The 12,610-nt window shown below is 24.9% G+C and carries 4 protein-coding genes and 1 pseudogene; 3 read left to right on the top strand and 2 right to left on the bottom strand.

Annotated features, from left to right (window positions below):
- The first annotated feature begins 1,233 nt into the window (after window positions 1-1,233).
- The 3 genes and pseudogenes from hemE to dapD all read left to right on the top strand — a co-directional run bounded on the left by hemE (window position 1,234) and on the right by dapD (window position 6,246).
- A pseudogene (gene hemE, locus HACICURT3053_RS01105) lies at window positions 1,234-2,302 on the top strand (uroporphyrinogen decarboxylase).
- A gap of 1,855 nt (window positions 2,303-4,157) precedes the next feature.
- Complete coding sequence (gene infA / locus HACICURT3053_RS01100) at window positions 4,158-4,376, top strand: translation initiation factor IF-1 (RefSeq protein ID WP_157991919.1); 219 nt, start codon at window positions 4,158-4,160, stop codon at window positions 4,374-4,376.
- 1,045 nt (window positions 4,377-5,421) lie between these two features.
- Window positions 5,422-6,246 (top strand): 2,3,4,5-tetrahydropyridine-2,6-dicarboxylate N-succinyltransferase, encoded by an 825-nt coding sequence (gene dapD / locus HACICURT3053_RS01095; protein WP_157991918.1) that lies wholly within the window; start codon window positions 5,422-5,424, stop codon window positions 6,244-6,246.
- A gap of 965 nt (window positions 6,247-7,211) precedes the next feature.
- Here dapD and murA read toward each other — a convergent pair.
- Both murA and HACICURT3053_RS01085 read right to left on the bottom strand, forming a co-directional pair.
- Window positions 7,212-8,471 (bottom strand): UDP-N-acetylglucosamine 1-carboxyvinyltransferase, encoded by a 1,260-nt coding sequence (murA, locus tag HACICURT3053_RS01090; RefSeq protein ID WP_157991917.1) that lies wholly within the window; start codon window positions 8,469-8,471, stop codon window positions 7,212-7,214.
- A 111-nt stretch (window positions 8,472-8,582) separates the two neighbouring features.
- Window positions 8,583-8,828, bottom strand: a complete 246-nt coding sequence (locus HACICURT3053_RS01085; RefSeq protein WP_414973881.1) for a BolA family protein — start codon at window positions 8,826-8,828, stop codon at window positions 8,583-8,585.
- Window positions 8,829-12,610 lie beyond the last annotated feature (3,782 nt).

Genomic DNA, 12,610 nt, shown 5'->3' with positions numbered 1-12,610 from the left:
ACATATTGTAATATAATAATTAATTCCTCTTTTCTTTCAAAAAAAGAAATTAAATCACTCAAAATTTTTTACTATAATTTAGATAGCTTTACCTTGGACTCTAATAATTAAAGATCACTCTATTTAATTTCATAATCAAATAACATTAGAGACCCAATTAAATTAAAATTTTTATTTTAAAACCTTCATTACAATGCTAATTATATTTTGTCTTTTTCTAAATATTCTATAATATAAGTCTATCATCGTTCTTCTTGACGCTCTACTCTTAACATAAGGTTCTATTTTTCATACTTAATCAATTAAATAAGATTTATCTATACCGTAAATCAATTACTTCTTGTAGTGATACACATAGCATAAAATCTTATTTCTTATATCAAAGATATATATTATCAATATAATTTTACCCTATCTAATAACTTTGAAGTCTCAAACTAAACTGGAAAAGCAATTTTATATCCTATATATGATCTTATACTTATATATGAATATCATACTATATTAACTTTTTTCTAATTAAACTTTGACTGCATTAGATTCAATATTGTATTTTTAACTCTCAGTTTTATAGATTGATTCAGTATTTTCTCGATCTAGTAATAAAATTAATAAATTTTAATCATTTTAAAGTTTTCAACCATTTTATACCAAATTTCTTTCAAGAAAAGGTATCTCCTTTTCTTCTCTATTATATGTTAAGAGCCCTCTAAATCCACTAAAAGGCTCATACCACCTAGTAATTCTCTCATTGAGCTTGATCAACTAAGGTCTAACTAGCTTGTGTACTTCGATTCTATTGAATTTTTGATAATAAAATGACATAATTCAATATTCGCCAGATAATCTAAAAAGATGCTCTAAAATTACCGAATTATTTTAATAATAGAATTTTAATCTATTCTATAAAACCGTTATAATATTTTATATAGCACTGTGATGCAATAAGATTGCAATCATCAAACACTTCCAGAAAAGTAAATCCATAGCGCTATAATCTCAAAAATTAGTGATAAATATATTAATATAAATAGATTTTAATAATCTTAAATAAAAATATTTAAGTCGTTTTCTCTATACAGATTATTAACTCATAAAAAATAATTGTTTAAGTCTGTATTTATAGTAATAATTATTTTACTTTTAGTAAAAAAATAAAAAAGTGATATAATAGATCATTGATTATTCTAAATAATTCAATACATTTATTTTTTTTCAAAATAGAACCAAATAATGAGTAAATTGAAAAATGACCGTTATCTTGGCACCTTACTACGTCAGCCCGTTAATATTATCCCTGCATGGATGATGCGCCAAGTGGGAAGATACCTACCAGAGTATAAAACTATACGTGCTGTTTCTGGAAATTTTATGTTTTTTATATAAAAATCCTGATCTTGCTTACGCAATATCCTTATAAACATTACAACGCTATCCTTTAGATGCAGTCATTCTTTTCTCTAACATCTTAACTGTTCTTAATGTAATGGGTTTTGATCTATATTTTACCGATCACAATAGACCCCATTTTTCGCATCCTGTTACTAATCGTTCTGATATAGAAAAATTATCCATTCCTGACCCTGAACAAAATTTAGGATACCTCATGAATACAATTCGATCTATTCGCAAAAATCTGTATGATGAAGTACCACTTATTGGTTTTTCTGGAAGCCCATGGACACTAGCAGTCTATATGATTGAAGGTAGAAGTAGTAAAGTATTTTCTAAAATAAAAAAATGATGTATTCAGAACCAAAAACTCTACATATCATGTAGATAAATTAACAAATAGCGTTATCTTGTATCTCAATGCTCAAATCCTTGATGGAGTTCAATCTATGATGATCTTTGATGCTTGGGGCGGTCTTCTGACTGGAAGAATTTGCCAGGAATTTTCTCTTCAATATATGCATAAAATTATCGATGGCTTATTAAATGAATAACGAATATCGTTATATACCCGTTACCTTTATTTACTAAAGGGGGGGAACAATGGTTAGAAAAAATGGTTAAAACTGGTTGTGATGCACTTGGTATCGACTGGACTACAAATATGGCAGATTCTCAACTCAGAGTTAGAAATCAGGTTGCATTACAAGGAAATATGGATTCATCAATATTATATGCTTCTCCTATGCGAATAGAGCAGCAAGTGAAAAATATTCTTGATGATTATAGATATAGAACAGGGCATATATTTAATCTTGGTCACGGAATCCATCAGGATTTGTCAGCAGAAAATGCAAAGATATTTATTAAAACTGTGCACAAATTTTCACAAACTTACCGTCCTTTCTAACAAGAAAAATCGTCTAATGTTTATATCAAAAGATATAAACAACATCTTATCATACCTTACAAGTTTTCTTTAAGTAAAAAATCAAATGATTCCTTATATAAGGAATATAGACTTTTAAAGTCTATTATTGTGACAAATTCATACGAAAAACTAAGAAAATATAACAATATTTAAAATTATAAATTTTATACAATATATTTAATTTTCAATTATTATTTAATTTTGTTCAATCAAGATTACTACATATAAAATATGTATAAATACTCTAATACTTCAATTAAAGATTTAATAGAATTGAAGATTGATATGTGCATGATTTAAATCAATTAATAACTACTAAACTATACAAAAATATATAAGAATATGCTGTCTTCTTTAAGTAAAAACAATGCATAGTCTTAAAAAGAAACGCATTCTCTAAGAGAGAAATATCCTTGCATCTATCTCGACTGAATAATATTCAGTATAATACAACTATAATTCTTATGTAAGTTAGAATAATTTTATTAAAAATACAATTGAATCTTCTAGATCAAAATATGATACCAATCATTATACTTACCACTATGTAATTTAAATCAAAGACTAGACATCGGTATTTGTCTAAATATAAGTATTAAAATAGACTGCTTCTCTTCTAAATAACTTATACTCACAATCGTGCTTATCTTGCTTATCATCTAATAACAACAGAAAGATTGCTGAATATCTGTCCTTAATTAATAAGTAAGTAACGTATGAAGTCACCCTATAATCATTTTTATAAAAAAATAAATATCCTCTTTAATTATTTATAAATCTTTATTTTAAAGTAAAATCATTGATTCTTACTTCAATATAGGTAAAATCAATATTACAATTATAAATTGTATATTTTTTATTACATGTATCTTTTTATAAAGATCACCTAAATCTTTTCATATCTATTTCAAATCTAAACATTCTCACATACACACTATGACGCATGTAACGCTTATCTTCTATCTTAAATAATTTTATTATCAGTACATGACTAAATCTTTAATAAAAATCTAGTCCAATTTTTCTTAAAAAATTTAATCATACTGATACTCATCAAATACTTTAATTTATGAAAGAAATCGAATGGCTTGATATACAAATATACATTATAAATTAATAGAAATTAATGTTAGAATACCTGTATCACATTGAAAATTCGACTTCAAAAATAATTAAGAGCTATTGCTTCAAGAGAAATGATTACAAATCTTCAATAAATGCGACATTTTAATTTTTTATCATTAATCAATATGAATTAAATAATATTTTTTTTGACTCTAATTATAAGAATAGACAAAGCATATCCTATCTGTTCATATAACACAATTATACATCAATAAAAAATAATATTTTTTGACAAATCCTGATTCTTATATAAGATAAATTTTGTTAAAAAATTAGTCACTAATTAATCTTTTAATCTATACAAATATTTAAAATCTATTATATGCTATTTATTTTCTCTATCTCAGTATATTGATTTTTCTAGAAGATTTTTCACATATCAAATCACGATGAACAGATAGTCTGAATATTTAAAAAAATTGTATGTTGGAATTATTCCAGTTATGTGAAATACTAAGATACAAATAAAAAATAAGTATACCTAAGATACAAACATTCATAGGATAAAATCTAATGTCATCTACGATGTAACCATTTATCTGTGTCTTTTATAATATTCATGGACAATATATTTAACTCGATAATTGTAAGTTAACAATAAAAAAGAAAATAATCAATCAATGATTCTTAAGCATATTTATAGAAATATATAAACAGTTAATATAGATTTAATTACTTTACAAATTAAGGTATTGACCTAGAGGATTTGATGTCTAAAGAAGATAACATTGAAATGCAAGGTGTCGTATTAGACACACTACCGAATACGATGTTTCGAATTGAATTAGAAAATGGTCACATAGTTACCGCACATATCTCAGGAAAAATGCGAAAAAATTATATTCGTATACTTACAGGTGATAAAGTCACTGTTGAGATAACTCCCTATGATCTCAGTAAAGGACGAGTTGTCTTTCGTAGCCGATAAAATATATAAAGCTAAGTAATTTTATATTAGATCTTATATAAACATAAAGATACTCGAATTCATCAAGAATATATAGAACAATATTGAGTTATCTCTAAGACTAAACGCTGTAAAGGTATATAATCTAGAGATAAATCATATACTATTTGAACAGTATTCAAGAGACTCTAAATTAGAGATATAATCTTATAATTACAATTACTCAAATAATTTAATCTGACAAAAGTTTTTTATTATCAAGTAATTAAAAAAAAATAAAAACATGCAGAATAGTTAAAAATAATCTTTTAGGATATGATTTACTTTTGCACCCTAAAAGAATTATCAATAATTCAAAAAAATAAAAATATAAAATAATTAATTAATTTATGATTTTTCATATTTTACAACACCTAATAATGTGAATAACCTAAAATATATTAATCTGTTAACTAGAAAATTCTTATCTTTAATTCAATATATTTAAAATAAACATAAAATAAAATTAATCTCAATTTAACACTCAATCTTACAAAAGAAAAAAATATCTTATATTTTTATACAAAACGAGAAAAGTCTAACTTTAGTTAATTCTTTCTCTCATAAGTCTACTATCCATAAAGCTCCTTGTATAGAACTCAAATAAAGTAGTTATTTTTTATAGATTCGAACTAAAAGTCAATAAAAATATACCCTTTATATAAAACGAGGATGATCGTATTGCTTTATATATAAAAATTATTTATCTAATAAATCAGATTACTTTAAAAAATCCAGACAATAACAGAGAGACTAATACAGTTTTATTAAAATAAGTAATATTCGTCTAAACTCGTTAATAACGCTTCTAAAAGATCCCACTTATCATAAAATAGAGAAGAAGCTAACTTAAAATTTTCCAAAAAATACCATCTACTAAATGTATAAAGAGACTAAAATACATATTTAAAAAAACTATATACATTTAATAATTAATTAGATTCAAAATCTGTCATATAATTCAGTAATAAACTAATCAACTATCTCTTAATAATAACAACAAACGCTTTAATCAGGTAAGATATTCATGAAACAACTAAAATCTATTATTGAAACCGCTTTTCAAAAGCGATTAGAAATTACCCCTAAAACTGTTGATACAGAAACACGTGAAGCTATCTGTCATGTAAGTTCTTTACTAGATAGCGGTAAATTACGCGTCGCTGAAAAAATCCAAAATCAATGGATTACCTATGATTGGGTGAAAAAAGCAATACTTCTTTCTTTTTGTATATATGAAAATCAAATTATATCTAGCGGAGAAAGTTATTACTATGATAAAATACCTATGAAATTTTCTTCATATTCTTATGAAGACTTCAAGAGAGGTGGCTTCCGGATTGTTCCTCCAGCCACAGTACGCTATGGCGCATATATTGCAAAAAATACTGTTTTGATGCCATCTTATATTAACTTTGGCGCATACATCGATGAAGGTACGGTCATAGATACCTGGGCTACCGTAGGATCTTGTGCACAAATTGGTAAGAATGTGCACTTATCCGGTGGTGTTGGAATCGGAGGAGTGCTAGAACCAGAACAAGCGAATCCAACTATTATTGAAGATAACTGTTTTATTGGAGCACGATCCGAAATTGTCGAAGGAGTGATTATAGAAGAAAATTCTGTTATTTCAATGGGAGTGTATATTGGACAAAGTACTAAGATTTATGATCGCTCTAATGGTCAAATCTATTTGGGACGAGTGCCTGCAGGATCAGTAGTAGTTGCAGGAAGTCTTCCTTCTAAAGATGGACAATATAGTATAAATTGTGCAGTAATCGTCAAACAAGTAGATAATAAAACATTGTCAAAAATAAAAGCTAATTCACTACTACGTAGTATCAATTAATTATATTTAATATTTAAAACTCTATCTTGTAATATTTTAGATAGAATCTAATTTATTGCATCATAATAATAACTACAATTATCCATCTAAAAAATAAAATCCAAAACTCACATAAATTCATCAAAAAGTTGATATTAAAAATTAATAACCACCTTTTCTATGTAAATAGATAGCCTATAAAGATAATTTAAAATTATAAAATCTATTATATAAACTATGAAATCTAATTCCAATACATATTCTAGATCTTTAATTCTAGAAAGATATATCGTATGATATTCAATACTATTTAGCTCATAACATCAAAATATTGAAATCAACATCTAAAACCATATATCACCAAAAAATTACTATAGATATATAGTGACCAAATCAAAAAAATAAATTATAAACTTTTGATTAAAACGAGAATCAACTCTCTAGAACCAAACTTCTAGAGTCAAGGAAGTATAGTTTCTCTGTTAGCTAAAAAATATATTACTATAAATCAATATTATATTCTTACTAATATGGGAATTATAAAAATATATCACGCGTATCTAGTCACTTGGAATATATAAGATCATCATAGACTTATATTACAAAAGAAAACATTTATATTAAATGCAATATAAAAAAATATTATATATTATATCAATAACTAATATCTATATTTACAAATTATATCAAATACAGTTTTTATCTAAAAATAAAGACTGATTTATACAGGTTATATAGTTATAGAAAACTACAACAATAGAATATACAAATATGTATATTCTTCCTATAAATAATAAATAGGATTTAAGAATATTTCTAAAAAATAATAATTCTTAATATATAATATGACACTAGTAAATCTGACATATGATTTACCCTTTCTAAAAATTTTATTTAAAAATAATTATCCAAGATCCAATTAAAATCCGATATAAATCTCTTATATTTATCAAAGTCTTCGTATCAAATTAATGACCAATTATCTTTTAACCGCCCTTTATTCTCTTAATATTAGCCCCAAGCCCTATCAGTTTATCCTCAATCATTTCATAACCACGATCTATATGATTAATGCGATCAACTAAAGTTATCCCTTCAGCAATACATCCAGCAAGAACTAAACTTGCTGACATACGCAAATCAGTCGCCATCACACAAGCACCTAAAAGCTTAGTAACACCATGACAAATTAACGTATTTTCCTTAATTTGAGCTTGCACACCCATGCGTATTAATTGTGGTACATGCATAAACCGATTTTCAAAAATCGTCTCAGTAATTATTCCAGATCCTTTAGCTACAAAGTTAAGAAGACTAAACTGCGCTTGAAGGTCAGTAGGAAAACCAGGATGAGGTGCTGTGCACAAATTAACTGCTTTAGGACGCTGACCATGCATATTTAAACTTATCCAATTCTTACCCTTCTTAATATCAGCGCCGGTTTCATATAGTTTTTCTAAAACTATCTTTAATGTATCAGGCTGTACTGCACGACAAATAACCTTTCCGCCAGAAATTGCCCCTGCAACTAGAAACGTTCCTGTTTCAATCCGGTCAGGAATTACCTGATATATCCCACCTCCTAACCTCTTAACACCCATAATCGTGATACGATTGCTCCCCGCTCCTTCAATTCGCGCCCCTAACATATTAAGAAAATTAGCAGTATCAACAACTTCCGGTTCACGGGCAGCATTCTCAATAATAGTCACACCAGTGGCTAAGGTTGCAGCGCTCATAATAGTTATAGTTGCGCCAACACTCACTTGATTCATAATAATATGGCTACCTTTGAGGCGGCCATTAACAGAAGCCTTCAGACAGCCTTCTTCCATCGTAATCTTAGCACCTAATTTTTTCAGACCCATAAGATGTAGGTTGACTGGTCTGGCTCCAATAGCACAACCACCAGGTAGTGACACTTGCCCTTGACCAAAACGCGCAACTAAAGGACCTAAAACCCAAATTGAGGCTCGCATAGTAGTTACTAACTCATAAGGAGCGCAATATATATTCACTTGACTAGCATCTAAACATATATAACCATTTTTTTTAGTCTGAACACCGAGCTCACTTAAGATCTGTATAGTTGTATCTACATCTTTCAACTTTGGAACATTATGAATTTCAATCGGATCTTCAGCAAGCAAGCAAGCAAATAAGATGGGTAATGCAGCATTCTTAGCGCCAGAGATAAGCACTTCACCATTTAATTGGGTAGGACCTTGTATGCAAAATTTATCCATGACCACTACCCTCTGGTTATTAAACAAACCATTACTCTAAATATACGTCACATATTATGTATAATTCAATATCATAAAAAAATTGAAAAAATAAATCTCTTTTGATTCATATTAACGCACCCATTCTTCAGGAGTATAGGTTCTGATCGAAACAGAGTGAATCCTACTATCAGTAATATAAGTTGTTAGTACCTCATAGACTATTTTCTGTTTCTTAACGCGACTCAGACCACTAAAGACATCACCAATTGCAATGATTTGAAAATGACTTCCATTACTACTAACATGGGCCTCTTTTAATGCTAACGTAGCTATTAATGTATCTTTTATTGTATTATTGTCTATTATCAGGTTCATTTTTACCCCATTAATAACATACAAATGTTATTTTAATCTCATTAATTTTCCAAAAAAAATAACAAAGTTCATAATATCTAAAACTATAAATCACAATTGAGATAAAAATAATATTTACTGTAAAATCAAATCTACCTTTTGATAAAAGAGTTAGATATCAATCTACATAAAATATAAGTGATAAATGTAATTTATAACCTTTCCTCTTCTCATAACAATTACAATCTTAGATTTAGAAAAACTCCGAATAATATTCTATATGAAAATTAATATTAATTATAAAAATCACCATCATGTTATTACTAAAAATTAATGATCTTAAAAAAACGATACATTACTTCTTTTTGAACCGAAATTACTTCAAAAATAACTAATCTAAAAAATTTAAAAAATATTAAGATAGATCATATATTTAAAATATATATAGTTTAATACCAATCGTTCAGAAAAAACATACCAAATATTACCTCAGCAATATCATAAAATCTAAGTTAAAACCTAACACCACAAGAAAATATTCTAATAAATCTATGCATATTTTAAACTTTCTCAATATTTGTTCAGTAAAATCTTTGATATTGTAATATATACAATAAACATTAATAATTTTTGATTATTCTCAAACATAAAATACAATATGACAAGCTCTATCTCAATATTTAAAGATTTTTACTTTTCTATACTAGAGAGTATTTTTAAACCAGATATATTTCCATTTCAATCACTATGCAACTTACAAAACATATTTTTTAAAAACCTCTTGATAGTTATAAGTCATATTTAACACAAATAACTACTAATCTATCAGTGTTTAAAATCCTGATCCCAAAACCAATCCCATCTAATAAAAAATAATAATTACGAAAATTTCTTGCAATACTCTTGCACCAGAGATTTTCATTCATAACCATTATTAGATATATCATATAGTTTCTAAGAGAAATTATAAGTTAATTACAGAGACTTTACCTTAATATAGAAAGAAAAATATTTTTATAATAGAGATAGATGTTATAAATAGCTAAAAATATTACTATTACTAATGTATAGTTGCCACATATTATTTAAAATAATTTTATTTTTAAAATAAATGCTAAATAATTTATTATAAGAGATAGTCTTTAAAAGAAATAAGGAACTACCTGATGCTCCTAAAAAATCGATTGAATGACATTATAACATCCAAATCACAATATCATGTTGTTTTATATAAAGATTCACTTCTAGTACCAATATAAAAATTCTTTTATAACTTAATAACATTTTGCCTCTTGTTTAGAAAAAGATAAAATATATATCTCCAACTTGATTCCACTAAAAACTATATGATTAACTAATCAGTAAATAAAATAACTTTTCATTCAAATAAAACCTTGTTTAGCTTAAAAAAATAAAATAGTTATATATCAATCCTAATAGAAAATAGATATTATGACATAATAATCATTTCATGATATTAAAATACCTCTATTTTATAAATACATTAAAAACTCGTCTTCACCAGTTGAATAATCTACCAGTCTTAAAAACTACTTAACTCAAAAGAAAATACATAGTTTAACTTTTACATAACACCCATGATTATCGAGTATAATATAAGATTTTATATCTCCATATTAGTCTATATATAATATAGCTAGTGCCAAATAAATAAGTAATCATAATATAAAATATCTATTCAAATCTAACATTTCACTTTTTATCCAATTATAGACAATAAGCGTAAAATTAATTATTAAAATTCTAATACAATATATATAAATATTTTTCATAACAAATTTAAAATATCGTTTTTTAATTATTTCGAAATATTTAAAATAATAACTGTTTTCCATAATAACAAATATTCATTAATATTCTTCTTATGATATCATGGATATGATATTTATAAAAAATCAAATTATTATATAAGATAAATATTATTTTTTAAAATAAATAATGTTTATAATATAATTATGACTTTAATAAAGAATTAATTAGATAGTTCAGAAAAATATAATTTGAATGAAATTAAATTTATCAAGATAAAAGACAATATCTTTACTAAGAAAGTAATTACTAAAAAAAATAAAAAAATAATTAGGAATTGATCTAATTTATAAGTATATCTTTATTCATCTATTGATTTATTCTAAAAATCCTTAATATAAATCACTGTATTAAAATAAATATGAATGAATTTTTGTTCAGATACATTATCAGAACTATATTTTTATAATCTTTCTTCTATGCCTTTAAACATTAACTGAAACAAACCTGAAATTAATAAACTTATCTTACTTCACTTATTAAAAAAACAATCCCTAGCCATAACTATTACGCTATAACTTAACTATATGATAATCTAGATCGCATACCTCTCTTGTTATCTGAATTTGAATTAATCTAAATAATAATAAGGTTATTCTTAATAATGTTTAAAGAAATGTCTTATAGAGACAAGATATCTGTATAACTTGATAAAACTCATTAAAACACTCAATCATATTAAAATAATTATGGAGTATTTATAATAATAGAAAATTTGATTTTGATAATCATGAAAGATTATATAAAATATTATTTCTTCTAAAATCACTCTAAGATTATTGACATCATATCATAATTGATATAAGATCATATATCTTTATATCAAAAATGTAAGGATAAAATTTTAACTTAAAATCATTCTTAGACTCATTGTCCATATTAGAAATGTATACATTGTAAGTTTTAAGATGATCTGTTTTTAATCTAAAAAGTAATATATTTTTCAAGTATATCCATAATATCAATATCTATCATCGGTTACAATTATTATCAAGTAATTAAAATATTTCTATTTTTATTACAATTCAATATATTTTATGATAAAATATCACTATATAATAATATCATATTACATACGATATATAAATTAATGTCATATGTTTACAAAAACTATATAACACATATTAATCTCTATAATAATTATATTATTAATGAATTAGAAAATATCCAAAATTTCACAGAAATAAGAGAAAACCATTACTAATCCAGTATTGTTATCTAGTTAAAAATTACTACTTATCTGGATAAGATGGGTTTCATAATCTTATTATTATTTTATTTTTTAAATAAAAAATTTATCTTGAAAGATAACAAGAAAAACTTTGATGTAGAAAAAATTCCAATATATTTGATTGTATGAATAATTTACTATAATTTGAAAAAATTTGTACAAAATACTGATTTTTTATAAAAAACTAATATCTTAAAATACTTTTATATCTAATACATTATTAATATCTATAATGTAGATCTACGTAAAAAAATAATAGAAAATTCCTTAATTTTTGAGTTAATTTCAGTTTTATTAACAACTGTAGTTGTTTATTTTATATGAAAATCAATTTTTATAGTCTAAGCTTTAAAATATCAGTCAATCAATGGTTTCTATTGTGTTAAACTACAATCCTCATATTGAAATTGATATTCATTTTTTAAGTTAATAACTATAACAAAAAAATCAATAAATAAAAAAATAAAATAATTACTATTACTAAGAATACAAAATATAAAAAAACCTAATATATACCTTTTTCAGTATATTGCTCAATAAGAAAAGATACTTTTTAGTTATGTTAGATTATTTAGAACTGACTAATAATAATTTATATACCATTTTAATAAAAAAATTGTCTGATTTAGTTAAAAATATATATTTTTATATATAATCAATCTTTTCATACTCTTGTATAAAAAGAATCGTTCTATATGAAAAATAAATCATGTGATATATATCACATATAAATATACCTGAA

Source organism: Candidatus Erwinia haradaeae, from assembly GCF_900698855.1.
In the GTDB taxonomy this organism is placed as follows: Bacteria; Pseudomonadota; Gammaproteobacteria; order Enterobacterales; family Enterobacteriaceae; genus Erwinia_E; species Erwinia_E haradaeae_F.
This window is presented reverse-complemented; position numbering and strand designations above follow the sequence as displayed.

What these genes read in the sequence shown, in the direction of transcription:
- infA (WP_157991919.1), top strand. Translation starts at nt 4,158, where the DNA reads ATGTCTAAAGAAGATAACATTGAAATGCAAGGTGTCGTATTAGACACA.
- dapD (WP_157991918.1), top strand. Translation starts at nt 5,422, where the DNA reads ATGAAACAACTAAAATCTATTATTGAAACCGCTTTTCAAAAGCGATTA.
- murA (WP_157991917.1), bottom strand. Translation starts at nt 8,471, where the DNA reads ATGGATAAATTTTGCATACAAGGTCCTACCCAATTAAATGGTGAAGTG.
- HACICURT3053_RS01085 (WP_414973881.1), bottom strand. Translation starts at nt 8,828, where the DNA reads ATGAACCTGATAATAGACAATAATACAATAAAAGATACATTAATAGCT.